Source organism: Streptomyces canus (genome assembly GCF_030815415.1).
In the GTDB taxonomy this organism is placed as follows: domain Bacteria; phylum Actinomycetota; class Actinomycetes; order Streptomycetales; family Streptomycetaceae; genus Streptomyces; species Streptomyces canus_F.
In genome coordinates this window covers 7,932,693-7,958,399 of record NZ_JAUSWW010000001.1, presented here as the reverse complement: position 1 = coordinate 7,958,399, position 25,707 = coordinate 7,932,693, and the positions used below count along the sequence as shown (strand labels likewise).

Here is a 25,707-nt window from a genome sequence, read left to right as displayed (position 1 = left end):
ATACCGTCGTACATCTCACCCGCATCGGAATGTCACTCAGCGGTACTAGGGGAGGGCTCAAGGACCGCGACGGACCGGGGCGGGGCGCGGTAGGGGGGTGCCGTGCTCGGTGACCGCACTGGTGACCGAGTCGTGCCGCGCGACCGGCGGCCGTTTCGGCCGTCGGCCGGCTTTGCCAGCTCACCCGGGCGTGCTCGGAGATCCCTTTCGGCATGCCGTAGGTGAAACAAACCCCCCTTTCGAACCGGACAACAGCCGGGCCGCCCAGGGGCGGGCGGTCCAGCCGGACGAGAGGGAACCAGACTCATGAGCTCTGTTCTGCGCTCGGCAAGCACGGGCCAGGATCTGTCCACGGCCGCGAAGTACCGGCCCGTCTCCACTCACCTGGCCATCGCGCCACCGGTGAGTGTCGTGATTCCCGCCATGAACGAGGCGGAGAATCTTCCGTACGTCTTCAAGACCCTGCCCGACTGGATCCACGAAGTGATCCTGGTGGACGGGAACTCCACCGACGACACCGTCGAAGTGGCCCGCGGGCTGTGGCCCGAGGTCAAAGTCGTCAAGCAGCGCGGCAAGGGCAAGGGCGACGCGCTGATCACCGGGTTCGAGGCGTGCACCGGCGACATCATCGTGATGGTCGACGCGGACGGCTCGGCCGACGGCAACGAAATCCTCAGCTATGTCTCCGCCCTGCTCTCGGGCGCGGACTTCGCGAAGGGGTCCCGGTTCGCCAACGGCGGCGGCACGGACGACATGACCTTCATCCGCAAGCTCGGCAACTGGGCGCTGTGCACGATCGTCAACCGCAAGTTCGGCGCCCGCTACACGGATCTCTGCTACGGATACAACGCGTTCTGGCGGCACTGCCTCGACAAGATCGACCTCGACTGCACGGGCTTCGAGATCGAGACCCTGATCAACATCCGGGTGGTCAAGGCCGGCCTCAAGGTCCAGGAGATACCCAGCCACGAGTACCTGCGCATCCACGGCACGAGCAATCTGCGTGCCGTGCGCGACGGGTTGCGGGTGCTCAAGGTGATCCTCGGCGAGCGCTCCAACCGGCGTGAGCTGCGCCGCCAGGCCCATCACTCCCCGATGCTCGACTCGGTCCGGGGAGAGGTGTCTTGAGCGGTCCCGACATCTCCGTCGTGATCTGCGTCTACACCGAGGACCGCTGGGAGGACATCCTCGCGGCGGTCTCCTCGGTCGCGGCGCAGTCGTACCCGGCGCGGGAGACGCTGCTGGTCGTCGACCACAACGCGGCGCTCCTGGACCGGCTGGCCAAGGAGTACAAGGAAGCCGACGAGGTGCGGGTGCTCGCCAACGCGGGTCCCCGCGGCCTGTCCGCGGGCCGCAACACCGGGATCGCCGCCTCACGCGGCGAGGTGATCGCCTTCCTCGACGACGACGCCGTCGCCGAACGGGACTGGCTGCGCCACTTCGCCGCGGGGTACGCCGATCCGCGGGTGATGGCCGTGGGCGGCCGTACGGTGCCGATCTGGGCGTCGGGGCGCCGTCCCGCCTGGTTCCCCGAGGAGTTCGACTGGGTGGTGGGCTGCACGTACAAGGGGCTGCCGCCGGGTCTGGTCCGCGTGCGCAACGTGCTCGGCGGCAACGCCTCGTTCCGCCGTACGGCGTTCGACGCGGCCGGCGGTTTCGCCACCGGTATCGGGCGGGACGGCGACAAGCGGCCGCTGGGCTGCGAGGAGACCGAGCTGTGCATCCGGCTCACCCGGGCCAGACCGGACGCGGTCCTGCTGATCGACGACCGGGCGGTGATCCACCACCGGGTGCCCGAGGCGCGTGAGCACTTCGGGTACTTCCGCACGCGTTCCTACGCCGAGGGACTGTCGAAGGCGCTGGTGGCGCGCAGTGTCGGCGCGGACAAGGGCCTCGAGTCCGAACGCCGGTACACCACCCGGGTGCTGCCCGCGGGGGTGGTGCGCGGACTGCGCGACGCCGCGCTGGCCCGGTCGGGGGGCGCGGGCCGCGCGGGCGCGATCGTCGCGGGGGTGCTGACGGCTGCCGGTGGGTACGTGGTGGGCAGTGTCCGGGCCCGCAGGGGCGGCGCCACGTTCCAGGTGGCGCGGATCGAGGGGGACGCGCATGGATGACGCACGTGTGCCGATTCTCATGTACCACGCGATCGCGGCCGACCCGAACGAGGCGACCCGCGAACTGTCCGTGACGCCCGAGGCGTTCGCCCGGCAAATGGAGATCGTCGGCGACCTGGGGCACACCCCGATCACCACCGCGCAACTGGCGGCGAGCTGGCGCTCGGGCCGTCCGCTGCCCGAGCGGCCCGTCCTGGTCACCTTCGACGACGGCTACGAGGGTGTGCACCGGCACGCCCTGCCCGTGCTCGCCAAGCACGGCTTCGCGGCCACGCTGTTCGTGTCCACGGGGTGGCTGCGCGGCCCGCACGACAACGGCCACGCCCTGGACACCATGCTGGACTGGCCGCAGGTCCGCGAACTCGCCGCGCAGGGCGTCGAGATCGGCGGGCACAGCCACACCCACCCGCAGCTGGACCAGCTCGACGACGACGCGCTGCGCCGTGAGCTGATCCTCTGCAAGGAGATCGTGACGGACCAACTCGGCCTCGTCCCGGCCTCGTTCGCCTACCCGTACGGCTACTCCAGCCGCCGGGTGCGCGAGAAGGTCCGCGAGACGGGGTACGCCCAGGCCCTCGCCGTCGGCAACGGGCTCGCCCGCCGCCGCCAGGGGCCGTACGCGCTGCTGCGGGTCACCGTGCGCCGCGGCACGGACGCCGAGGAGTTCCGTCGGCTGATCGAAGGCCGGGCCATCGCCCGCAACTTCGCCCGGGACCGCGCGTTCACCAAGGGGTACGCCATGGTCCGCAGAGCACGACAGGTCCGCCGGAAGGCCATCCGTTCCCGTGTCTGACACGAAGACCACCCCTGAGGCCACCGAGCCCGCGACCAAGGCTCCCGAGCAGCCGGGGCGCCGCTTCCGGCTGCCCGGGCTCGGCCGGTCGCCGGGCGGCAGCCAGCTGTTCCGCAACGCCTACGCCCTGATGCTGAACACGGGGATCTCCGCCGTGCTCGGCCTCGGCTTCTGGCTGGCCGCGGCCCGCTACTACTCCGAGTCCGCGGTCGGCCAGGGCTCCGCCGCCATCGCCGCGATGAAGCTCCTCGCGGGACTGACCGCGGTGACCCTGACCGGTGCCCTGGCCCGCTTCATACCGGTCGCGGGCCGGGCCACCGGTCGGCTCATCTTCCGTACCTACGCGGGCAGTTCGGTGATCGTGGCGCTGGCCGCGGGCGTCTTCCTGCTCACGCTGGGCCTGTGGGGGCCGTCGTACGGATTCCTCAACGACCCCTCGCACGCCCTGTTCTTCGTGCTCGCGGTGGTCGCCTGGTCCGTGCTGACCCTCCAGGACGGGGTGCTGACCGGGCTGCGCAGCGCGCTGTGGGTGCCGGTCGGCAACACCGTGTTCTCCGCGGTGAAGCTGGTGCTGCTGGTCGCCTTCGCCACCGCGATCCCCACCATGGGTGTGTTCGTGTCGTGGGTCGCGGCCATCGCGGTGTCGGTGCTGCCGCTGGGCTGGCTGGTGTTCCGGCGGCTGGTGGCCCGGCATGTGAAGGCGACCGAGAACCACGCGCGACCGCCGTCGGTGAAGGAGATCGGGCACTTCCTCGCGGGCGACTACACCGGCTCCCTGTTCTCGCTCGCCGTGGTCTACCTCGTCCCGGTGCTCGTCGCCTCGCAGGTCAGCTCCGAGGACAACGCGTACTTCTACATCACCACCACGATCGGCGGCACGGTCAACCTGCTCGCCATCAACATGGGCGCCTCCCTCACGGTCGAGGGCTCCCACGACCCGGGCCGGCTCGCCTCCAACACCCGCGCGGCGCTCAGGCGCATGGCCCGGATCATGCTGCCGGTGTGCGCGGTCCTGTTCTTCGGCGCGCCCTGGATCCTCGGTGTCTTCGGCTCGGGCTACGCCGACGCGGCGACCCCGCTGCTGCGCTGGTTCGCGGTCGGCGCGGTACTGCGGGTCGTCATGGAGACGTACTTCGCGGTGCTGCGCGCACAGAGCCGTACCGCCGGACTGGCGTGGCTCCAGGGCCTGTTGTGCGCCCTGGTGCTCGGACTGACCCTGGTGCTGCTGCCCCGTATGGGGCTGACCGGCGCCGGTGTCGCGGAGATCTCCTCGCTCGCGGTGATCGTGGCGATCGCCGCACCCAAGCTGTACAAGATCCTCAAGGCCTCGCCCGCGGGGGCCGTCCCCGAGGACGCGGCGCCCGACGGAGACCTCGCCGACCTGGGGACGCGCGAGGCCACCGTCCCGCTGGGCGTCCGCAGGCGCGGGCCCGCCTGGGCACTCGACCAGGACACGCTCGGCCTCGGCATCCACGTCGACTTCGACCACCTGGAACGCCGGCCGGATGTGCGGCCGGGTCCGGGCACCCCGCCCACGGGCACGCCCGTGGTGCGTTCCCGGCCGCATGCCGAGCCGCACCGGCCGACCTGGGCGAAGCTGCCCGCGGTGGGACTGCCGGTGGAGGCGCGGGAACCGGGGTCCGAGGCGTCGCTGGGGCCGGTCCAGACGTCGTCCGGGGTGCCGTCCGAGGCGTCGTCCGAGGTGGAGGTGGACGCTCCGTTCGAGGCGGCCCGTCCGGTCGTACGGGAGGAGCCACCCGTACGGGAAGAGGTGCCGGTCTCCGAGGAGCCGCCGCTCCTGTCGTGGCGCGAGCGCCTTCAGCCCAGCCGGGTCGGAGTGGTGCTGGGCTGTCTGCTGACCGCCGCGCTGCTGCTGTACTGGGTGCCCGCGCTGCGCCTCGGCGAGGCGGACCTCGACGAGATGGGCGGGCTCGGGCTGATCTCCGTGCTGCCGCTGCCCACACTGGTCGGCGCCGCGCTGCTGGCCGTGGCCTTCGCCTCGCTGCTGTGGCCGGCCCGTGAGCACAGGGCGCTGCTGCTGATCACCCTGCTGGCGACGGTGGTGTCGCTGCACGCCCTGCCCGCGGTGATCGAGACGGAACCCCGGTTCGCGACCGCCTGGCAGCATCTCGGCTTCCTCGACTACATCGACCGGACCGGCTCCGCCGTGCCCGACCTGGACGCGCGCTGGAGCTGGCCGGGCTTCTTCGCGGCGGCCGCGTTCGTCGCCGAGGCCTGCGGGGTCACGGACTTCACCGAGGTGATCCGCTGGTGGCCGCTGGCCATCCAACTCCTCTATCTGGCCCCGATGTTCCTGCTGGTCCGCTCGATGCGGGCGGGCTGGCGGGCCAAGTGGACCGGCCTGTGGGCGTTCGTGCTCAGCGGCTGGGTCGGCCAGGACTACTTCTCCCCGCAGGGCTTCACGTATCTCCTCTATCTGGTGTTCGCGGCGCTCCTGCTGGTCTACTTCCGCGCCCCGCGCGTGCTCTGGACGAAGAAGCGGCCCGGCGAGGCGGAGGTCGAGCCGACGAACCGGCGCCAGCGGGCCGTGCTGCTGATGGTCGTCATAGGGCTGTTCGCGGCGAGCGTCCCGGCGCACCAGCTCACCCCGTTCGTGATGCTGGGCCTGCTGGCGGCCCTCGTGATGATCGGCAAGTCCGAACTGCGCGGCCTGCCCATCCTGTTCGCCGTCATGGTGGCCGTGTGGGTGGGCTTCATGGCCGAGCCGTACTGGTCCGGGCACTTCGACGAACTGTTCGGCGGGGTCGGCGGCGTCGGCGGCAATGTGCAGTCGTCGGTGGGCGGCCGGATCGAGGGCGGCAGTTCGACGCACAAGCTCGTCCTCTACACCCGCGTGCTGCTGGCCGGCGGTGTGATGGCGTTCGCCTGCTGGGGCTGGTGGCGCCGGCGCGACCACCACTACCGGGAGCGCTCGCTGCTCGTCCTGACCTTCGTGCCGTTCCTGGGCTTCGGCATGCAGTCCTACGGCGGTGAGATGGCGCTGCGGGTCTTCATGTTCGCCCTGCCCGGCGCCGCCCTGCTGATGGGTCTCGCCCTGTTCCCGCGCACCGGGATCACGGCGAAGGAACGCGACAAGGACCGGGTGAGCCTGGCTCCCCTGGCCGCCCTCATGGCGGGTCTGCTCCTCATGGGCGGCTTCCTGATCGCCCGTTGGGGCAACGAGCCGTTCGAGCGGATCCGGCCCGGCGAGGTCGCCGCCATGGACTACGTGTACGCCCATGACGATCCGACGGTACGGCTGCTGTGGCTGAGCAACGACACGGTCGACAACGTGACGCCGGCGATGCCGTGGGGCGCCCGGGACATGGAGAAGATCGAGTATGTGCCGACCCTGGCGCCGACCGACCCGGTGCTGGTGTCCAGCCTGGTCAAGGCGCTCAGTGACGCGGGGCCGAACTCGTATCTGATGATCAACCGCAGCCAGGTGACGTATCTGGAGCTGGACGTCGGCTACTCCAAGACGTGGGAGCCACGGCTGATCCGGAACCTGGACAAGCGGGCGGAGCTGAAGAAGGTCTTCGTCAACGCGGACGTGACCATGTACGCGCTGGCCAAGCAGCCCGCGGGCAAGGCGCCGAAGGCGGATCCGGGGGCGATCGGGCCGCAGGTGACATGGACGCCCTGGTCGGTGGTCGGGGGTCTCGCGGCGCTGGCGCTGATCGTGCTGCTGACGGCACGCGAGGTGGTCCGGGTCGCGGTCCGGCCGAGCGTGCGCCAACTGCGGTGGCTGCAGAGCAGCTTCTGGTTCTCGCTGCCGCTGCTGGCGGTACTGCTGGCCTCGCTGGTGCAGCGGTTCATGACGATGAAGTGAGGGCGGTTGCGGTGCCGGTGGTCGAGTGGCTCAGTGGGTGAGCCACTCGACTCCGTGTGTGACTTAGAGGCTGAGCCACTCGACCTCAGCGTGGCTCAGCGGCTGAGCCACTTGACCTCGTAGGCCGCCATGTCGAAGGTCTTGCCGTCCACCTTCGCGCTGATCTGCCGGTCGAGGGTATTGACCACCAGGACCGTGTCGTCGGTGGCGAGGATCCGCACATGGGGCACGTCGTCGGCGGCGACGGACACCGTCCGGTACGACGTGCCCGGCGGGAACTCCTTGCTGAACCGGCTGACCAGATCGAACATCGGCAGCTTCTGCCCGCCGTCCTTGCCGCTGGTCGGCGTCCAGAGACAGCCCGCGCAGTCCGTGCCGTTCTCGTTCTCCGGGTTCCAGTAGAAGGCGGAGGTGGTGCCGCCCTTGGCCAGCGCGATCATCCCGGCGGCCTGCACGGCGACGCGACGATTCTCGGACCAGCCCTCGCGCTCGTCCCTGCTGTCGGCGGGTTCGACGTAGTACTCGGCCCACCACAGCGGCAGATCGCCGGTCTGCTCGCGCACCCACCGGCTGACCGACGTGAACTTGTCGGTCGCCGCGAACTCGTCCGGCAGCAGCTCGTCGTCGTTGGTGTAGCTGGAGCCGTCCACGACCACGAAGTCGGCGCCGGCCTTGTTCTTGTTCCAGTAGTCGAAGGCGTCGAGGACCCGCTGGTCCATGGCGCCCCACGGGCCCTTGAAGGTCTTCGAGGCGTCCTCGGAGCGCGGGTCGAGACTGTCCATCACGAGATACGGCCCGCCGACCATGATCTGCGGGTCGACCTTCTTCAACGCCCGGTGGACGAGGTTGTAGAGCCGGGTGTAGCCCTCGTAGTCCCAGCGGACCTCGGCATCGTTCCAGAAGCCCTTGAACTCGTTCCAGACGACGAAGTGCCGGACGTCCGGGTAGCGCTTGGCGACCGTGGCGGCGAGCGCGGCGTAGTCCTCGAAGTGCGCGGGTTCCGGCGCGGTCTCCAGCGAGGACTGACTCCAGTCGGTGTTGCCGACGCCGGACTCACCGCCCTTCATCCAGTCCGGGGCGCAGCACAGGGTGACGACCGGGGTGGAGCCGGAGGCGCGGATGAAGTCGATCCGGCGGTCCATGTCCTCGAAGTCGTAACGCCCCTTGACCGGCTCGGGGTTGTCCGCTCCCCAGCCCATGACGTGCTGGTTCTGCGGCAGCCCGCCGAGGTCCGCGAGCCGCCCCTCGACCCGCTCGACCGCGGTGGCGGCGCCCTCGTCGGCGCTGAACTGGGTGTGGGTGAAGCCCCACCCCACCTCAGGGTGCTCCGCGTCCGGCGTGCTGGTGGGGGTGCCGTGCGCCTTGCTGCCGTTGCGTGTGGTGCCGTCGGTGTTCGCGCTGTTCCCGGGAAGCGTGTTGAGGAGGGTCACGACCAGGGCCAGCGCCGCCGCACCCACTCCGAGCAGTGCGGTGAGCCGCCACCGCCGTGCCCCCGAATTCCACCCATGACGTCCCATCGAGGGCAACAGTAATCGGGGGGCCACAGCTACGGCAGAGCTTTGAGATGTACAGCTCTGTAACAGGACGGAGGCCCCGTAAACGGTCTCACCCGACACACCGGACGCAACGCGGAAACCGGATGCATGCGACGCCTTCGTGCCGGATCATGGCGGGCATGTCTGCCAACCTTCACGACGCTCTGCCGATCCGGCTCAACGTCGACGACAGCGACTCGCCGTCCGACGTCGTCGACGCGCTGTTCCTCGGCCGCTTCGCGACGGGCGAGCAGCCGTACTCGCACGCGGCGAACATCGACCGGGTCCGGTCCGGGGCGACGTTGCTCCCGGACAACGCCCGGGTGTTGCGCATCGCCCGCGACGACGACCGCAGCGCGACCCTGGCGGAGGGCGACGGCTGGACCCTGCTGGTCTCCCGCTGGAACCGCGGCGCGGACGTCACCGTCACGGCGACCAGCGCCGAGCTCGCGCAGAAGGTCCTCGACCAGGCCACCGAGGGCGCCTCCGACGAGCCCGAGCCGCAGCCCGAGAACGTGAACATGGGCTTCTGGTACTACTCACCGCGCCGCGGCCCGCACCGCACGACCCGGCAGATCGCGGCCGGCACCTGGGACGAGGTGCGGGAGAACTACACGGCGCCGGTGGCGGAGGCGATGCAGAGCCTGATGGGCACGACCCCGGAGGGCATCGCGGGCCGGCTGCTCCTGCTGCACGGTCCGCCGGGCACCGGCAAGACGTCGGCGCTGCGGACCCTGGCCCGGTCCTGGCGGGACTGGTGCCAGGTGGACTGCGTACTGGACCCCGAGCGGCTCTTCACCGACGTCGGCTATCTGATGGACATCGCGATCGGCGAGGACGACTCGACGGGCAAGGGCCGCTGGCGGCTGCTGCTCCTGGAGGACTGCGACGAACTGATCCGCGGCGAGGCCAAGCACACGGCGGGCCAGGCCCTGTCACGGCTGCTGAACCTGACCGACGGCCTGCTGGGCCAGGGTCGCAACGTCCTGGTCGGTGTCACCACCAACGAGGACCTGGAGCGTCTGCACCCGGCCGTCGTCCGCCCCGGCCGCTGTCTGGCCCGCATCGAGGTGGGCCCGCTGACCCGCCGCGAGGCGATCGACTGGCTGGGCACGGAGGAGGGCGTGGGCCGCGAGGGGGCGACGCTGGCGGAGCTGTACGCGCTGCGCCGTGGCACGTCGCCGACGGCATTGCCGGAGCCCCGGGGTGACGCGGACGCGGGGCTGTATCTGTAGTGCTTTGATGGATGTATGACCGTGTTTGTCGGTACATCGGGGTGGCAGTACAAGGACTGGCGGGGTGTCCTGTATCCCTCCGGGTGCCCGATGCGCCTCTGGCTGGAGGAGTACGCGGGACAGTTCTCGACGGTCGAGATCAACAATGCCTTCTACCGGCTGCCGGCGCGGGAGACCTTCGCGTCGTGGCGCGGCCGGGTGCCGCGGGACTTCGTGGTCGCGGTCAAGGCGAGCCGCTTCCTCACCCACATCAAGCGTCTGCGGGAACCCGAGGAGCCGGTGCACCGTCTGCTGGCCCACGCCGAGGGCCTGGGCAGCCGCCTGGGCCCGGTCCTCCTCCAACTGCCTCCGACGCTCCGGGCGGACCCGGATCTGCTGGACGCCTGCCTGGCCTGCTTCCCCTCGTCGACGCGGGTGGCGGTGGAGCCCCGGCACGAGTCCTGGTGGACGCCGCGGACCCGCGGGGTCCTGGAGTCCCGGGGTGCGGCCCTGTGCTGGGCGGACGTCCGCGCCCGCCCGGTGACACCGCTGTGGCGGACGGCGGACTGGGGGTACGTCCGCTTCCACGAGGGGCGCGCGAAGGAGTGGCCGCGGTACGGCAGGCGGTCGCTGGAGACATGGGCGGGGCGGGTGAGGGACACGTGGGCCGAGGGCGAGGACGTGTACGCGTACTTCAACAACGACCCGAACGGGGCCGCGGTGGAGAACGCGAGGACGTTCGAGAAGCTCCTCCGCTGACCCCTCTCCGCCCCTTCTCAGCCCTGCCAGTCCTGATCTCAGCCCTGGTGGACGGCCCGCAGAGCGTCCCGTACGGCGTCGAGTGCCGCCTGTTCGCCCGTCCCCAGGCGCCGAGCCCGCTCGGCGTAGGCCTGCGCGGCCGACGCCAGTTCGCGTTCCGCCGCGGAGCCCGCCGCCGCGACGAACGTGCCGTTGCGCCCCCGCGTCTCGATCACCCCGTCCGTCTCCAGCGCCCGGTACGCCTTGGCGACGGTGTTCGCGGCGAGCCCCAGCGTGTCGGCCAGGCCGCGCACCGTCGGCAGCCGGTAGCCGACCGGCAGCACCCCCGACCGCGCCTGTCCGGAGATCTGCGCCCGCACCTGCTCGTACGGCGGCGCGCTGTCGTCGATGTGGATCTTCAAGGTCACGGGGTCGATTGTCCCGCACCCGCCGGAAAATGAGAGGCAGCGGAACACATCCGCCCCGTAGCGTCCGACCACATGACTGTGATCGTGCGCGACCTGCGTCCCGGCGTACGGGCCGACTTCGAGGGCTTCGTCCGGGTCCGCGACCTCGCCATGCCCTTCGTCCTGTCGACCCCCGACGGCCTCGCCTACGACGTCGCCCGGATGCACCCCGACGCCCACTACCGTCCCCTCCTCGCGGAGGCTGACGGCGAGGTGATCGGCACGGCCCAGGTCGGCCTGGTGTACGACAGTCCGGAGCCCGGTCAGGGCTACGTGAATGTGTACGTCCACCCGGAGCGGACGCGCCGAGGCGCGGGCGCGCTGCTGGTCCGCGCGGCCGAGGAGCATCTCGCGGCCCACGGTGCGACGAAGCTGTTCGCCTGGGTCCTGGACGAGCCGGGCAACCGCGCCTTCGCCGAACGGCACGGCTATCGCGCGAGCCGCTCCGCGCACTTCCTCCGCCTGGACCTGGCGAACGGCACCCTGCCTCCGCTCCAGGACCCGCCGCCGGGTGTCGAGCTGCGCACCGGCGCCGACTTCGCGGACGACCCGCGCCCGCTGTTCGAGCTGGACTCGGAGACGCTGGCGGACGAACCGAGCGATGTCGACTACGAGTTCACGGACTACGAGGCGTGGCTCCGGGAGACCTGGCAGCAGCCGCTGATGAGCCCCGAGCTGACCTCGGTCGCCGTGGTCGACGGCCGCCCCGCCGCCTTCAGCCTGGCCCGCACCGACGGCGGCACCCGCTATGGCACCGCCATGACCGGCACGGCCCGGGCCCACCGCGGCAAGGGCCTGGCCAAGCTCGCCAAGAACGACTCCCTGCACCGCGCCCGCGCCGCGGGGTTCACCCAGGCGTTCACCGGCAACGACGCCGGGAACGGCCCGATGATCGCCATCAACACATGGTTCGGATACGAGATCTGCGCCACGGAGGTTCGGTATGTCCGCGAAATCGGCTGAGACGACGGAGCAGTTGGACGTGGTGCTGGTCAAGGCAGGCCGCACGAAGATCCGTTACCCGGCCGAGCTGGTCGGCGACGACGGCAACCACGTCACGGTCCGCGCCGCCTGGGCGGGCGGCGGCGTCCGTGACTTCGGCTTCGTCCGCTTCGAGCCCGGGGACGTCTTCACGGAGCACTACTGGCGGGACCGCTGGTACGCCGTGAAGGAGGTCCGCGCCGGCGACGGCACGCTCAAGGGCTGGTACTGCGACGTCACCCGCCCCGCCGTCCGCTCCGGCGCCGAACTCGTCGTGGAGGATCTCGACCTGGACCTGTGGCGCTCCGCCGACGGGACGGACGTGCTGCGCCTGGACGAGGACGAGTTCGCCGAGAGCGGTCTGGCGGAGAGGGATCCCGAGGCGGCGGGCGCCGCGGCGACGGCCCTGGACGAACTGGAGGCGTTCGCCTCCGTCGACGGCGGTCTGGAATCGCTGCTGGTCTAGACGGCCGCCACCACCGCGTACCGCTCGTCCGCCACAGCCCTGCCCCACAGCAGCGGATCGCCGGACAGCCGCTCGACCCGCACGTGGGCGGCGACGGACTCCAGGAGGGCGGTCAGCCGCTCGGCCGGTATCCCGACCGGGCTCACCGCACCCCAGACGCCCTCGATCATCACCAGCCGGCCTCCCGGCCGCAGCAGCTCGCGCCAGTGGCGCAGGGCGCGGCCGGGGTCCGGGAGGGCCCACAGCACATGCCGTACGAGAACGACGTCGAAGCGCTGCTCCCCCACCGGCGGTGTCGCGGCGACACCGACCAGGAACGCCGCGTCACGTCCGGCGAGCTTGGCGCGGGCGAGGTCCACCATCGCCGGGGCGCTGTCCACGCCGGTGACGCGGTGTCCCTGCTCGGCCGCGAGGAGCGACAGGCTGCCGGTGCCGCAGCCCAGGTCGAGGATGTCGCAGGCGCGGCCGGGCAGCCAGGAACGCAGCCGGTCGGCCCAGGCGGCGCGCACCTCGGGGTCACGCAGGCCGTGGTCCGGTTCGTCGTCGAAAGAAGCGGCTTCCGCGTCCCAATCCATGCGGGCGTCGGTGTCGAATTCCCTGTGATTCGCCATGGTCCACAGCGTGCCACCCGGCACTGACAATCACACGGCGGTGGAACGCCGCTCGAAAGCCAGTCGAAATCGTGATGGTCGCCACTGACAGATTCGCTCCGATGAGTAACTCTCCCCAAAAGGGTCTACCTCCGCGAGAACGCGGAACACGGTAGGCACTGAAGGAGGCAGCCATGCGCCGCGTAACCGTGCAGAAGCCCCTGAAGAAGTCGGACAGCCGTCGGATCCGCGAGGAGGCCGAAGAGAGCCCCGCCGGACGCCCCGAGGTGCGAAAGGACATCGCGCGCACCTGGTGGCCGGACGGCTGACGCCGACATGACCCGGCGCATGAGATGTGTCAGTCCAGTCGCTTGCGGTAGTGGATGCGGTCATAGGGCCCGTCCACTCGCCGTTCCAGGACCTCGTATCCGTACTTCGGATAGATCTTCTGGTTCTCCCACATCATCGCGTTCGTGTAGAGCCTGACCTCGGACAGGCCCAGCGCACGCGCGTGTGCGTCCACGAACCGCAGCAGCCGTCCGCCGACGCCGGTGCCCTGGGCGTCGGGGTGGACGGCGATGTTGTCGAGGTACAGATGATCCGCACGCGCCTCGACGACCACCAGCCCGTTCACGGGCTCCCCCGTGACGAACACCTGCCCCGCGGCGACGTTCGCCGCGTGGTCCCGCTCCATGGGCTGCGGCACCACTCCGATGCGCTCGATGTAGTGGCGGTACGCCGCGTCGGTCACGCTCTTCACGGCTGCCACGTCGGCGGCGACGGCCTGCCGGATCTCCTCGTCGGTCATGCCGCGACGTTACCTACCTGATCGCAGTCTGAGCACTCCCTTAACGGCACCATAAGGATCTCCGTCAGCCGCTTCCAGCAGGCGATTCCACGGTTTCTTGGGGCTAGCTTGCTGATCGCCCCCACGGGATTCCCAGGAACCGCTGCGAGGAGTTCTCCCATGCCTGCACGCCGTAAGGCCGCCGTCGTCGCCGCCCTCGGCCTGACCCCGCTCGCCCTCACCGCGCTGGCCGCCGCGCCCGCGTCGGCGCACGGCACGATGGGTGACCCGGTCAGCCGGGTCGCGCAGTGCTACGCGGAGGGCCCCGAGAGCCCGAGGTCCGCCGCGTGCAAGGCGGCGGTCGCAGATGGCGGCACGCAGGCGCTCTACGACTGGAACGGCACCCGCATCGGCGACGCGAACGGACGGCACCGGTCGCTGATCCCGGACGGCAAGCTGTGCAGCGCGAACAGCGACGAGTTCAAGGGCCTCGACCTGGCCCGCGTGGACTGGCCGACGACGAGCGTGAGCAGTGGCCCGTACACCTTCAAGTACCGCGTCACCGCCCCGCACAAGGGCACCTTCAAGGTGTACCTCACCAAGGAGGGCTACGACCCGGCGCAGCCGCTGGCCTGGGACGACCTGGACCTGGACCACCCGGTGGCGACGGCCACCGACCCGACCGCGACCGGCGGCTACTACACGTTCTCCGGCACCCTCCCGGAACGCTCCGGCGCGCAACTGCTGTACGGGATCTGGCAGCGCTCGGACAGTCCGGAGGCGTTCTACTCCTGCTCGGACGTGACGTTCGGCGGCAGCGGCGGCTCCTCCGGGGTCGGCTCGGAGAGCAGCGCGTCCCCGGCCCCGAGCGCGTCCGCCCCTTCCGAGGAGCAGATCGAGGAGGGCGAGGACGAGTCGACGGTCGAGCACCACGGCCACGGCGACCAGGACGCCGACACCTCGGCGGAGCCCACCGCGACGGAGTCGGAGTCGACCGCCGCCGTGCCCGCGAACGAGGTGAGGGCGGCCGGTGCCACGGAGGACCTCGCCGAGACCGGTGGCGACAGCAGTACGGCGTATGTCGCCATGGGCGGCGCGGCCGTCCTCGCGACGGGTGCGGCGATCCTCTTCGGATCGGTCCGCCGGCGCGCGACGAGCGGTGGCCGGGGCCGCTGAGGCCACCACGAGGGGCGGGGGCTGTCCGGCGGCTCAGGCCGGACAGCCCCCGGTCGGGTGTCATCCGAGGACGGACGCACAGGTGGTCGGAGTGGCGTGCGCGGGGTCGAGCGCGTTGGTGACCTCGTGGAAGGCGATCAGGTCGAACAGTCCGATCGCCGCGTGTTCGGAGAGGTCGAGCGGGCACAGGTCCTGGATGACCACGTTGTTGACGCCGGATCCGCTGAGGAACTGGCTCCGGTACGGCGTGACCACCTCGTCGTACTTGGTGGCGAGGACCGTGTACGTCACGCCGGGGACGGTGTCGCCGCCTTCGTTGAGCTTGGTGAGGAAGGGCGATCCGGCGGTCTGGTCGGCGAGGGCCGGGGTGTTCTGCGAGAGCAGGTCGCCGGCTCCGGGGAAGTAGTCCAGCAGCTGAGTGAGGCCGTTCAGCGTGGTGCCGTGATTGCTGGGGGCGATGCCGACGAGGGCGTCCACCTTCGCGGCTCCGCCGAGGAACTTGAGGTAGTAGCGGGGCATCATGCCGCCCTGCGAGTGACCGACGAGGTCGGTCTCGGCGGCGCCGGTGGAGCCGAGCACCTTGTCGACGAAGGCGGACAGCTGCCCGGCCGACTTGTCGATGGGGCCGAGTCCGTAAAAGACGGGGACGCCGGACAGTTGGCCGTAGTCGAAGGAGTAGACGCAGTACCCGCGGTTCTTCAGGTACGGCGCGAGGCCCAGCCAGTTGTCGACGGAGTTGCCGAAGGTGCCGTGCACGAGGACGACGGGGTGGGGGTGGGCGGCGGACGGCTTGCAGGAGAAGTCGTTCCACCCTCGGCTGGGAGCGTCGGCGGCATGGGCGCTGGTGGCGGCGGGGACGAGGGCGACCGATGCGGTCAGCAGCAGCGCGGTCAGGGGTCTGAGCAGTCGTTTCCAGGGCAGCATCGAGCGATCTCCTTGCGGCTCAAGGGAGTTGCGATGGCCTTACGCCCTGTGATCCGGATCACGAGGATGCTGTTCACTCGTCAAGTTACGAACGGGTAGTGCACTTGTGAAGTTACGCGTCAGTAAAAACTTCCAGTGCTAACCGGAGGCGAGTGCGACTCAAGTGCGTTCCCTGATGAACCATCACCAGGCAGGCCTGATGGGCCCATAGGGGGCGATGCGCGCCAATTGATCACGCAACGCCCGCACTTCACCCTCACCGATCAGTTCGACCCACACCCGAACGGCCTCCGCCGCCGCCTCCTCCGCGGCCCGGGTGCACGCCCACCCCTGCTCGGTCAGCACGACGAGCCTGGCCCGCGCGTCATCGGGATGCGGCCGCCGCTCGACGTACCCCTTCCGCACGAGGTCCTCGACGAGCTGGCTGGCGGCCTGCTTCGTCACTCCCAGATGCACGGCGAGGTCGGTGACCGTGGCCCCGTCCGGGGCGAGCCGGGTGAAGGCGAACCCGTACATGGGCCGCGCCTCGAACCCCCGCGCGACGACACCGTCATTGATGCGATGCGTCAGTTCACCCGCGGCGGCGAGCAGGGCGGCGGACAGGGCGAGGGCTTCGGAGTTCTGCACGGATGCATTGAAACACCCTTGACAGGTTGGTCAAGCAGCTTGACCATAGAGCCACATAGTCAAGCAGCTTGACCAATTACCGATATCCGATCCGGAGGCACCCCATGCCCGTCATCCGCTCGTCCGAAGCCGTCACGCACGAGATCCACGGCGCCCGCTTCGTCTCCTACGCCACTCCCCTGACCGGCAGCAAGGAGCTGTGCGCCTGGCGCGGCGAGATCCCGGCGGGGACGAAAGCCCCCGCTCACACGGTCAACCGCGAGGAGATCTTCCACCTCCTCGACGGCGAACTCCTGATCACCCTCGACGACGAAACCCACCGCATCACGGCAGGTGACACCCTGATCATCAATCCCGGCGCGACCCTGAGCGTCGAGAACCCGACCGATCGGACCGCGATCTCCTGGGTCACCACGTCCATCGGCCTTCAGGCGACGCTGGCCGACGGCACGGTCATCACTCCCCCGTGGGCCAACTGAGCTCGGAGCGGACCAACTCCAGGAGCCGGCCGATCCAGTTGCGGCCGCCGCGGGAACCGGCCTCCCGCCAGTACGGGGACTCCTTGTGGCCGGTGTAACTGATCGTCGCGTCGCCGGTGGCGAGGAGGATCTCGGCGAGGTCGGGGTGCTGGGTGAACTTCGCACGCAGGAGGCCGGCCATGACGGCGAGGCGTACGTCGGGCCAGTCGTCGCCCCGGTGGCTCTCGGCCAGGGCCCGGTAGCCCTCGTGCACGGAGGGATGGGTGCCGCCGGCGAAGTGGATCTCGGCGGGGTAGTTGTTCCGCAGCACGAAGAGGTCGGGTTCCTCGGGCCAGCCTCGGGGGTAGATGACGTCGCGCAGGACAACGGGCGGTGGGACGGCATCGACAGGGTCGTCCGCGTACACCGGTCGCGGCCGCTCCGTGACTCCGTGGTCGTACTCGTCGAAGAAATCGAGAACGTCCCGGTGCATCTCCTCCGTCACCACCGGGCCGTCCCCGTCCACGGGCTCGCCCACGTCGGTGAGCAGGATCCGCAGGGGGCGGTCCTGGCGCTCCATGTCGCCCAGGATGTAGACGCGAAGGTGCGCCGGAATCGCCAGGTACGCCTTACGGAGGGCCGCACGGCTGAGCTCGGTCGGCTCCTGCCGGTAGTGCCGGATCGCCTCGTGGCAGCGCTGGGCCGTCGTCGGTCTGCCGCTCAACTCGTCGATGCGGTCGGCGACTTCGAGGAGAAGGCTCTCCGGGGTGAGCGGCTCGGGGTTCCGGGCGCCCCACCTGGACGGCGGCTCGGGAGGCGGCGGCACCTCGGGATCCCGCACCGCGATGGTCCCCTTGGCCAGCCTGCGCTCCAGCCCGGCGAGGTCGACGAGGTCGCGCCCCTCGCACTTGATCGCGCCGTCCGCGTACACGACGAGATCGTGCACGTTGTACACGTCCGCCGGCTGGTGCCTGCGCCACACATGGCACCAGACCCCGTCGACCTTCTCCCCGCCCACCGTCCGATACGTCGGCCCCCGCCATGTCATGCGGGCACCCTATGTCACGCCGCCAGGGACCCCGGCATCACCGCGTGCGGCCCGAACTTGGCCCGCACGCGGTCCGCGACCTCCTCGATGCGGCGGAGCTTCTCGTCGGCGGGGTCGAAGGTGAGCTGGTGGGAGGCCTGTTCGGCGGGGCCGAGGCTCTCGGCGCGCAGGGACAGCGAGCGGACCCGGGCGCGCTGGAGGCCGAGCGCCTCGTACATCTCGTAGGCCGCCCTGGTCAGCGCGGCCGAGTGTGCGGTGGGTTCCTTCAGGGTGCGGGTGCGGGTGGTCGCCGATCGGTCGGCGTAACGGACGGTGAGGGTGAGGGCGCCGCAGATCTTGTCCAGGGCGCGCAGTCGGGCGCCCAGTTCGTCGGCGGCGGAGAGCAGGCTGCGGCGATGCCGGTCCGGGTCCAACTCGTCGCGGGTGAAGGGGCGTTCAGCGGCCAGGGAACGGGAGACCGCGTTCGGGACGACCCGGCCGCGGTCGACTCCGCTCGCCTTCTCCCGCAGTTCGCGGCCGACCCGCGCACCCACCAGACGCTGGAGCGTGGACAGCGGGGCGGCGGCGACCAGGCCGAGGGTGTCGAGGCCGTACTCGCACAGGGTGCGGGCGGTGGCCGTACCGACGCCGGGGAGCGCGGCGACGGGCTTCCCGGCGAGGAAGTCCGCGCCCTCCTCCTCGGTCACCGCGCAGGTCAGTCCGGGCCGCGCGTCCTTCATCGCCATCCGGGCCAGCATCCGGCCCGGTCCCGCGCCGATCACGCAGTCGACCCCGTACAGCGCGAGGGCGCGGACCCGGATCACCGAGGCCAGTTCGACGGCGTCCCGCCCGAAGTACCGTTCGGCGCCCCGCAGATCGGCCAGGGCCGCGTCCGGTGGCAGCGCCTCGACGACCGGTGTGAACTCCTCCAGCAACCCGAGCAGACCCGGCAGGGCCGCCTCACCCGTCGGCGGCAGCTGGAAACGTACGCAGAGGATGGTCATCCCGCACTCCCCGGACTCTGGTGCCACAACTTCCGTATCTGTGAAGGCTCTTGACCCGCAGGTCGCAGATCCGCCCACGGATGCAGTTCGTATCCCGTCGGCATCTGGATGCGCCGGCCGCCGGTCGAATCGCCGACCTCTTCCGGCATGGGCTCCGCCAGCCGGGCGGAGACCGCGTCGAGGCCGTGCTCAGCGCGCAGTTCGACCAGTTCGGCGAGGTTCCAGGCGGCGGCGCCGACCACGCTGAGGCTGCGCGGGCCGCGGCGCTGCACCACCCCGCGCACCAGCAGCAGCCAGGAGTGGAAGACGGTGTGGGCGCAGGCGTCGTGCGAGTCGTCGAAGAAGGCGAGGTCGACCAGGCCGGTGCCGTCGTCGAGGGTGCTGAAGATGACCCGTTTGCCGGACCGGATCGGCGGGGTCTGGGTGGCCGCCTTGGCGCCCGCGACGAGGACCGTCTCACCGTGCCGCGCGTCCCGCAGCCGCCGTGCGTCGACCACGCCCAACTCCCCCAGGAACTCCCGGTGGTCGTCCATCAGGTTGCGTGAGGCGTCCATCGACAGGACACCCAGCTCGGCGCTGAGCTTCTCGGCGGAGGACAGGTCCGGCAGCCCGGCGGGCGCGGTCTTCCGTCCGCCGGCCAGGGGCAGTTGTCCGCCACCCGCACCTCGCGCTCCCCGGTGCAGCTCGGTCAGGTGCAGTTGAAGGTCACGCCTGTTGGCGCCGAAGGAGTCCAATGCGCCCACCTGGGCCAGCCTTTGGGCGAGCGGTCGGCTCGGGCGCGCCCGCTCCCAGAAGTCCAGCAGCGAGTCGTACGGCTGCCCGTCCGCGATCCGCGCCGCCTCGGCCTCGCTGATGCCGTACACGTCGGAGAGGGCGAGCCGGAGCCCCCACACCACAGGGGATTCAGATACCAGTTCGATACGATGGGCGACCGCCGACCGGTTCACGTCCAACGGCAGGATCGGCACCCCACGGCGCCGTGCGTCCGCCAGCAGCAGCCGCTTCGGATACATCCCGGGGTCGTGCGTGAGCAGCCCCGCGTAGAAGGCCGCCGGGTGGTGCGCCTTCAGCCACGCCGACTGGTACGTCGGTACGGCGAAGGCGACCGCGTGCGCCTTGCAGAAGCCGTACGAACCGAAGGCCTCGATGATCTCCCAGGTCCGCTGAATCGTTTCCGCGTCGTACCCGTTCACCGCCGCGTGCTGCGCGAACCAGAACCGGATCCGCCCCTGCGACTCCGGGTCGGACAGCCCGCGCCGCACCCGGTCCGCCTCGCCGCGGCCGCACCCGGTCATGATGTCGACGATGTCGATGATCTGCTCGTGGAAGACGACGACCCCGTACGTCCCCTTCAGCGGCTCCTCCAGATCCGGGTGCGGATACCTGACGGGCGCCCGTCCGTGCCGCGCCTCGATGAACGGCCGCACCATGTCGGCGGCGACCGGACCCGGCCTGAAGAGCGAGATGTCGACGACGAGGTCGTGGAAGGTGGCCGGCTGGAGCCGCCCGACCAGGTCCCGCTGGCCCGGCGACTCGATCTGGAAGCACCCCAGCGTCTCGGTGGAACGGATGAGTTGATACGTCGCCGGGTCACCCGGCGGTACGGCGTCCAGGTCGATCCGGTCCCCCGTCGCCCGCTCCACCTCCGCGACCGCGTGCGCCATCGCCGACTGCATCCGCACGCCCAGCACATCGAGCTTGAGCAGCCCGAGATCCTCGACGTCGTCCTTGTCGAACTGCGACATGGGCAGACCCTCGCCACTGGTCGGCATGACCGGCGTACGGGCGAGGAGGGAGGCGTCGGAGAGGAGCACCCCGCACGGGTGCATGGCGACTCCGCGCGGGAGGGCGTCGAGGGCCTCGGTCAGTTCCCAGAGCCGTCCGTACCGCTCCTTCTCCCCTGCCAGCGCGCGCAGTTCGGGCAGCTCCTCCAGCGCCGCGCGGGCGTCGCGGGCGCGGATGTGCGGGAAGGACTTGGCGATGCGGTCGATGTCGGCGGGGTCCATGGACAGGGCCGCGCCCACGTCCCGGATCGCGTGCCGCACCCGGTACGTCTCCGGCATCGCGACCGTCGCCACCCGCTCGGTGCCGAACCGGCCGATGATCGCCCGGTAGACCTCCAGGCGACGGGCGGACTCCACGTCGATGTCGATGTCGGGCAGCACGAGCCGGCGCTCGGACAGGAACCGCTCCATCAGCAGCCCGTGTTCGACCGGGTCGGCGTGGGCGATGCCGAGGAGGTGGTTGACGAGGGAACCGGCACCGGAGCCGCGTGCGGCCACCCGGATACCCATGTCCCTTACGTCGTCCACCACTTGAGCGACCGTCAGGAAGTAGGAGGCGTAGCCGTGGTGGGCGATGATGTCCAGCTCCCGGTGCATCCGCTCCCAGTAGGCGCGCTGACCGGCGTACCCCTTCAGCACCATCCCCGCCGCCGCCCGTGAGGCGAGCGTCCGCTGGGCGGTGCGGTGGCCCGCGCCGACGAGGTGCGGTTCGGGGAAGTGGACGGTGCCGATGCCGAGGTCGTCCTCGGGGTCGACCAGACACTCGGCGGCCGTCGCCCGGGTCTGCTCCAGCAGCCGGTGGGCGGTGTCCCGCCTGAAACCCGCGGCCGCCACGATCCGCTCGGCCGCCGCCAGCATGGCGGACGGGTCCTTGAGCCAGGCCTCGCCGGAGTCCAGTTCCTTCGTCGGGTCGACGGGGACCAGGCGACGAGCGGCGTCCAGGACGTCGGCGACCGGGCCCTGGCCGGGGTCGGCGTAGCGGACGGCGTTGCTGAGCACGGGACGCACCCGCTGTTCCGCGGCGAAGCCGACGGTGCGGGCGGCGAGGCGCAGGGAGCCTGGCCCCGTGCCCTCGCGGCCGTGCCAGACGGCCTCCAGCCTGAGGGCGTCGCCGTAGGTCTCGCGCCAGGGGGCCAGAAGCCGGGCCGCCCGGTCGGGGCGTCCGGCGGCGAGGGCGCGGCCGACGTCGGAGGCGGGGCCGAGCAGGACGGTCAGGCCGTCCCCTTGGTTCTCGGTCCAGGGCAGCAGGGGCGTGCCCTCCGCGCCCTTGCCCCCTTTCTCGGAGTGTGCCGCCGTGACGAGCCGGCACAGGTCGGCCCAGCCGTGGGCGCCGTCCCGGGCGAGGAAGGTGACGCGGGGGGTCGACTCGTCGATGAAGGCACCTCCGCGCACGGGCGCGCGGCGCTTTTCGGGTCGTACGGAATCACCCTGCCGTACGGGCTCCGGCGCATGCTCCTCCACCGCCAGCTCCACGCCGAACACCGGCCGGACGCCTGCCTTCGCGCAGGCCTTGGCGAAGCGGACCGTGCCCGCGAGGGTGTCGCGGTCGGTGAGGGCGAGGGCGTCCATGCCCCGCTCGTAGGCGCGCTCGGCCAGCCGCTCCGGGTGGGAGGCGCCGTAGCGCAGGGAGAACCCGGAGACGGTGTGCAGATGCGTGAACCCGGGCACCCGCGCCTCCATTTTCGAACATCAGTTCCCAACTGCCTCACCCCCACCATACCCCCTATCCCGAACATGTGTACGACAACCGTTCGGCCGCCTCCCACCTGCAAAAACGCCCCTCACCTCGGACTGCGAGGACATGACACAGAACAGCTTTCTCGCCGAGGTGAAGGACGCGGTCACCCCGCGGGCCCGGCTCGCCCCTGGACCCGCGCACGGTGGCCGACGAGGCGACGGCCCGGAAGCAGATCCTGAACCGGGACATCGACGGGGCACTGGTCATCGACCCGGCCGGAACGACCGACACACTCCTGGCCGCGAGCGGCGGCGGCACCGTCCTCGCCACCACCCTGGAGAGGTACCTCACCGCCCTGGAGGCCCCTCAGAAGCGGGGCGTCAAGACGGTGGACGTGGCCCCGGCCTCGTCGCAGGACTTCGACGGTCTGTCGGCCTTCTACCTGGTCGTCGGCTGGTGCGTCGGCGGCTATCTGTGCGCCTCGATCCTGGCGATCAGCACCGGCGCCCGGCCCGCCAACCCGCGCCGCGCGGTGATCCGGCTGATCGTGATGGCCCTGGTGTCGATCGTCGGCGGACTGGGCGGCGCGGTGATCGTGGGGCCGATCCTGGACGCGCTGCCGGGCAGCGTGCTCGCCTTCTGGGGGCTCGGCACGCTGGTCACCTTCGCGGTGGGGGCGGCGCCCCTCGCCCTCCAGGCGATCTTCGGGATCATCGGCATCGGCATCGCGATCCTGCTCGTGGTGATCGCGGGCAACCCGAGCGCGGGCGGGGCCTTCCCGCTGCCGATGCTGCCGCCGTTCTGGCAGACGATCGGCCCGGCGCTGCCACCGGGCGCGGGCACCTGGACGGCCCGCTCGATCGCCTACTTCAAGGGCAACGACACGACCGCCTCCCTGCTGGTGCTGTCGGCATGGGCGGCGGCAGGGATCGCGATCACACTCGGGATGGCGTGGCTGCGGAGGAAGCGCGAGGGCGAACCGCCGCCGGCTCGGATGCCGTAGTACCCCCCGGTGGCAACCGGCAGAAGACCGCCACGACCGAACCCACATCCGCCGACGGCGCTCCACCCCCACAGGGGCCACCCGCACCCGACCACGAAACCCGCACGGGCGGTGCGGGTGGTGCGGGTGGTGCGGGTGGTGCGGGTGGTGCGGGTGGTGCGGGTGGGAAAACAAAGAAGTCCCGCCCCCGAAGGGGCGGGACTCCGACGGACCACGAACCGTCAGCCGATCGACGTCCCCGTGGCCGACAGCGCCTCGGTCACCGGCTGGAAGAACGTCTCCCCACCGGAGGTGCAGTCACCGCTGCCGCCCGAGGTGAGCCCGATCGCGCTGCTTCCGGAGAACAGCGAGCCACCACTGTCCCCGGGCTCCGCGCAGACGTCCGTCTGGATCAGCCCGTTGACGATGTCACCGTTCCCGTAGTTCACGGTCGCGTCCAGCCCCGTGACCTTCCCGGAGTGCACCTGCGTCGTGGAGCCGCTGCGCGTGACCGACTGCCCGACCGTCGCCGACGCGGCCCCCGTGATCGCCTGCGAGGACCCGTTGTAGAGGTTCACCTCGCTCGGGTGATCGACCTCGGCGGTGTACTTGACCAGCCCGTAGTCGTTGTCCGGGAAGCTGGACACCTCGTTCGTGCCGATCCGGGTCCCGCTCGAGTCCGACCAGGTGGAGATGGACTCGGTGCAGTGCCCGGCGGTGAGGAAGTACGGCTCCCCGCCCTTGACCACGTTGAACCCGAGCGAGCACCGCCCGCTGCCGCCGGTGATCGCGTCACCGCCGGCGACGAAGGGCTTGAACTCCCCCTTCGTACGCTGGAGTTCGGCCGTGCCGCCGAGTCCGTCGACGACCTTCGTGAGCGTGGCCCACTCCGCGTCGGAGACCGTGCGGTCGGCGGTGACGACCACCTTGTTGGTGGTCGGGTCGGTCGCCCAGGACGTACCCGGGATCGTCGCGTCCTGCTTGAGCGTGCCGCGGGCGCTCTTCAGCTCGGCGAGGGAGTTCGCCACGACCCGCGCCTTGGCGCCGGCCGCCTCGACGGTGTCGGCCGCGGTCTCGCTGAGGACGTTCACGACGAGGTTCTTGGCCTTCGCGTCGTAATACGTTCCCGCCGCCGCGGTTCCGAGGTCCTTGCCGAGCGTCGAGGCGAGCTTTCCGGCCGCCGCGACCGACAGGGTCTCGGGTGCGGAGCTCTTCGTGGGCTCGCTGGCGTTCGCAGTCTGGAAGGTGATGCCCGCGGCGACCAGTGCGGCGATTCCCGCACCTGCCAGGGCTGCCCGCCGCTTGGGTATGCGTCGGTGCTGCAACTCGGGTCCTCCTGTGGGGGGTCGGCCCGGTCGGTTATGGGGACCTCGCGGGCCGGAAGGCTGGTTGACGAGCCCTTACTCTTTCGAACCCGGCGGGGAGCGCACAAGGTTGAGTTCCGGACGCGCGTAGAACGCGGTTGCGCGCCCCTTCCGGATTGACCGTGGACAGTCACGCCAGGCGGCTTCGCAGCGCAAACACTACGTGCGGGTAACCAATGACCAGCCTGTGAGGTCTAGTCCTGTCTTGAATTCGACCCCTCGGAGCCCGGATCCAGACGAGGCTGGGGCGACGGCAGTTGCTCCTGCACCGGTTGCTCCTCCACAGAATGCACCGGTTGCTGCGGTTGCTGCACCGGTCCGGGCGCCGGCGCCGCCCTCTCCAGGAACCGCAGCAGCTCGACGGGGAAGGGCAGCACCAGCGTCGAGTTCTTCTCGGCCGCCACCGCCACCACCGTCTGCAGCAGCCGCAGTTGCAGCGCGGCCGGCTGCTCGGACATCTCCTTGGCCGCCTCGGCGAGCTTCTTCGACGCCTGGAGTTCGGCGTCGGCATTGATGACCCGGGCCCGCCGCTCCCGGTCGGCCTCGGCCTGCCGGGCCATGGAACGCTTCATGGTCTCGGGCAGGGAGACGTCCTTGATCTCGACCCGGTCGATGGTGACACCCCACTCCACCGCCGGGCTGTCGATCATCAACTCCAGGCCCTGGTTGAGCTTCTCGCGGTTGGACAGCAGATCGTCCAGCTCGCTCTTGCCGATGATGGACCTGAGCGAGGTCTGGGCCATCTGCGCGACCGCGAACCGGTAGTCCTCCACCCGGATGATCGCCTCGGCCGGCGCGGTCACCTTGAAGTAGACGACCGCGTCGACCCGCACCGTGACGTTGTCCCGGGTGATGCCCTCCTGCCCGGGCACCGGCATCGTCACGATCTGCATGTTGACCTTCCGGAGCTTGTCGATGCCCGGAACGATCATCGTGAACCCCGGCCCGCGCACTTCCGGGCGGAGCCTGCCGAGACGGAGGACCACGCCCCGCTCGTACTGTTTGACGACCCGCGCGGCCGCCATCACATACACCGCTCCGGCGGAGGCGAGTGTCACGCCCGCTGCCACCAGCTCCTCGACCATGACGGCCCCCAGGGTCCGAATCAGGCGCTCAAGGTGTGTACTTCGACGGTAACTCCGCGATGTACACGATGGGGAGACGGA

At 70.7% G+C, this 25,707-nt stretch carries 22 protein-coding genes and 1 pseudogene; 12 read left to right on the top strand and 11 right to left on the bottom strand.

Going from position 1 to position 25,707, the window contains the following annotated elements; translation table 11 throughout:
* Nucleotides 1-306 precede the first annotated feature (306 nt).
* From QF037_RS36810 to QF037_RS36795, 4 genes are read left to right on the top strand one after another with little or no spacing between them, the layout of a single operon-like run.
* A complete protein-coding gene (locus QF037_RS36810) occupies nucleotides 307-1,128 on the top strand; it encodes a glycosyltransferase family 2 protein (RefSeq protein ID WP_307032778.1) in 822 nt (273 codons plus the stop codon).
* Nucleotides 1,125-2,114: a glycosyltransferase gene (locus QF037_RS36805; protein ID WP_307032776.1), complete on the top strand. Its 990-nt coding sequence runs from the start codon at nucleotides 1,125-1,127 to the stop codon at nucleotides 2,112-2,114. Before QF037_RS36810 ends, QF037_RS36805 begins: the two co-directional genes overlap by 4 nt.
* Nucleotides 2,107-2,907 carry a polysaccharide deacetylase family protein gene (locus QF037_RS36800; RefSeq protein ID WP_307032773.1) on the top strand — a complete coding sequence of 267 codons (801 nt, stop codon included), beginning with the start codon at nucleotides 2,107-2,109 and terminating at the stop codon, nucleotides 2,905-2,907. The genes QF037_RS36805 and QF037_RS36800 overlap by 8 nt, the downstream gene beginning before the upstream one ends.
* Entirely contained in the window at nucleotides 2,900-6,739 is a 3,840-nt protein-coding gene (locus QF037_RS36795; protein WP_307032771.1) for a lipopolysaccharide biosynthesis protein, read from the top strand. The genes QF037_RS36800 and QF037_RS36795 overlap by 8 nt, the downstream gene beginning before the upstream one ends.
* A gap of 95 nt (nucleotides 6,740-6,834) precedes the next feature.
* On the opposite strand, the gene QF037_RS36790 is transcribed toward QF037_RS36795, so the two are convergent.
* Nucleotides 6,835-8,256 (bottom strand): GH39 family glycosyl hydrolase, encoded by a 1,422-nt coding sequence (locus QF037_RS36790; protein ID WP_307032768.1) that lies wholly within the window; start codon nucleotides 8,254-8,256, stop codon nucleotides 6,835-6,837.
* A gap of 158 nt (nucleotides 8,257-8,414) precedes the next feature.
* On the opposite strand from QF037_RS36790, the gene QF037_RS36785 reads away from it, so the two are divergent.
* Both QF037_RS36785 and QF037_RS36780 read left to right on the top strand, forming a co-directional pair.
* Nucleotides 8,415-9,509 (top strand): DUF5925 domain-containing protein, encoded by a 1,095-nt coding sequence (locus QF037_RS36785; protein ID WP_307032766.1) that lies wholly within the window; start codon nucleotides 8,415-8,417, stop codon nucleotides 9,507-9,509.
* Between the two features lie 15 nt (nucleotides 9,510-9,524).
* On the top strand, nucleotides 9,525-10,247 hold the full coding sequence (locus QF037_RS36780; RefSeq protein ID WP_307032764.1) for a DUF72 domain-containing protein: 723 nt from the start codon (nucleotides 9,525-9,527) through the stop codon (nucleotides 10,245-10,247).
* A gap of 38 nt (nucleotides 10,248-10,285) precedes the next feature.
* On the opposite strand, the gene QF037_RS36775 is transcribed toward QF037_RS36780, so the two are convergent.
* Nucleotides 10,286-10,654 carry a GntR family transcriptional regulator gene (locus QF037_RS36775; RefSeq protein ID WP_307032762.1) on the bottom strand — a complete coding sequence of 123 codons (369 nt, stop codon included), beginning with the start codon at nucleotides 10,652-10,654 and terminating at the stop codon, nucleotides 10,286-10,288.
* Nucleotides 10,655-10,726: 72 nt separating this feature from the next.
* Here QF037_RS36775 and QF037_RS36770 point away from each other — a divergent pair, with 72 nt between their 5' ends.
* A complete protein-coding gene (locus tag QF037_RS36770) occupies nucleotides 10,727-11,656 on the top strand; it encodes a GNAT family N-acetyltransferase (RefSeq protein WP_307032759.1) in 930 nt (309 codons plus the stop codon).
* Complete coding sequence (locus QF037_RS36765; RefSeq protein ID WP_307032758.1) at nucleotides 11,637-12,140, top strand: DUF402 domain-containing protein; 504 nt, start codon at nucleotides 11,637-11,639, stop codon at nucleotides 12,138-12,140. The genes QF037_RS36770 and QF037_RS36765 overlap by 20 nt, the downstream gene beginning before the upstream one ends.
* Here the strand turns inward: QF037_RS36765 and QF037_RS36760 are convergent.
* Entirely contained in the window at nucleotides 12,137-12,751 is a 615-nt protein-coding gene (locus tag QF037_RS36760; protein WP_307032756.1) for a class I SAM-dependent methyltransferase, read from the bottom strand. The genes QF037_RS36765 and QF037_RS36760 overlap by 4 nt on opposite strands.
* Nucleotides 12,752-12,924: 173 nt before the next feature.
* Here QF037_RS36760 and QF037_RS36755 point away from each other — a divergent pair, with 173 nt between their 5' ends.
* Entirely contained in the window at nucleotides 12,925-13,059 is a 135-nt protein-coding gene (locus QF037_RS36755) for a hypothetical protein (protein WP_307032754.1), read from the top strand.
* Nucleotides 13,060-13,088: 29 nt separating this feature from the next.
* Here QF037_RS36755 and QF037_RS36750 read toward each other — a convergent pair whose 3' ends face one another.
* Nucleotides 13,089-13,538: a GNAT family N-acetyltransferase gene (locus QF037_RS36750; protein ID WP_307032752.1), complete on the bottom strand. Its 450-nt coding sequence runs from the start codon at nucleotides 13,536-13,538 to the stop codon at nucleotides 13,089-13,091.
* A 159-nt stretch (nucleotides 13,539-13,697) separates the two neighbouring features.
* On the opposite strand from QF037_RS36750, the gene QF037_RS36745 reads away from it, so the two are divergent.
* Nucleotides 13,698-14,693 (top strand): lytic polysaccharide monooxygenase, encoded by a 996-nt coding sequence (locus QF037_RS36745; protein WP_307032751.1) that lies wholly within the window; start codon nucleotides 13,698-13,700, stop codon nucleotides 14,691-14,693.
* Nucleotides 14,694-14,753: 60 nt separating this feature from the next.
* Here QF037_RS36745 and QF037_RS36740 read toward each other — a convergent pair whose 3' ends face one another.
* Nucleotides 14,754-15,617, bottom strand: a complete 864-nt coding sequence (locus QF037_RS36740) for an esterase/lipase family protein (protein ID WP_307032750.1) — start codon at nucleotides 15,615-15,617, stop codon at nucleotides 14,754-14,756.
* A 183-nt stretch (nucleotides 15,618-15,800) separates the two neighbouring features.
* A complete protein-coding gene (locus tag QF037_RS36735; RefSeq protein WP_307032748.1) occupies nucleotides 15,801-16,244 on the bottom strand; it encodes a MarR family winged helix-turn-helix transcriptional regulator in 444 nt (147 codons plus the stop codon).
* A gap of 104 nt (nucleotides 16,245-16,348) precedes the next feature.
* Here QF037_RS36735 and QF037_RS36730 point away from each other — a divergent pair, with 104 nt between their 5' ends.
* Nucleotides 16,349-16,723 (top strand): cupin domain-containing protein, encoded by a 375-nt coding sequence (locus QF037_RS36730; RefSeq protein ID WP_307032746.1) that lies wholly within the window; start codon nucleotides 16,349-16,351, stop codon nucleotides 16,721-16,723.
* Here the strand turns inward: QF037_RS36730 and QF037_RS36725 are convergent.
* From QF037_RS36725 to QF037_RS36715, 3 genes are read right to left on the bottom strand one after another with little or no spacing between them, the layout of a single operon-like run.
* Nucleotides 16,701-17,750: an NADAR family protein gene (locus QF037_RS36725; protein ID WP_307032744.1), complete on the bottom strand. Its 1,050-nt coding sequence runs from the start codon at nucleotides 17,748-17,750 to the stop codon at nucleotides 16,701-16,703. The genes QF037_RS36730 and QF037_RS36725 overlap by 23 nt on opposite strands.
* 14 nt (nucleotides 17,751-17,764) lie before the next feature.
* Nucleotides 17,765-18,733, bottom strand: coding sequence for a DNA polymerase Y family protein (locus QF037_RS36720; protein ID WP_307032742.1), 969 nt, complete (start codon nucleotides 18,731-18,733; stop codon nucleotides 17,765-17,767).
* Complete coding sequence (locus QF037_RS36715; RefSeq protein WP_307032740.1) at nucleotides 18,730-22,185, bottom strand: DNA polymerase III subunit alpha; 3,456 nt, start codon at nucleotides 22,183-22,185, stop codon at nucleotides 18,730-18,732. The genes QF037_RS36720 and QF037_RS36715 overlap by 4 nt, the downstream gene beginning before the upstream one ends.
* A 185-nt stretch (nucleotides 22,186-22,370) precedes the next feature.
* Here QF037_RS36715 and QF037_RS36710 point away from each other — a divergent pair.
* Nucleotides 22,371-23,198, top strand: a pseudogene (locus QF037_RS36710) (DUF3533 domain-containing protein); the annotation flags it as partial.
* A gap of 221 nt (nucleotides 23,199-23,419) precedes the next feature.
* Here the strand turns inward: QF037_RS36710 and QF037_RS36705 are convergent.
* Nucleotides 23,420-24,502, bottom strand: coding sequence for a S1 family peptidase (locus QF037_RS36705; RefSeq protein WP_307032737.1), 1,083 nt, complete (start codon nucleotides 24,500-24,502; stop codon nucleotides 23,420-23,422).
* A gap of 233 nt (nucleotides 24,503-24,735) precedes the next feature.
* Nucleotides 24,736-25,626, bottom strand: coding sequence for a slipin family protein (locus QF037_RS36700; RefSeq protein WP_307032735.1), 891 nt, complete (start codon nucleotides 25,624-25,626; stop codon nucleotides 24,736-24,738).
* Nucleotides 25,627-25,707: the final 81 nt, after the last annotated feature.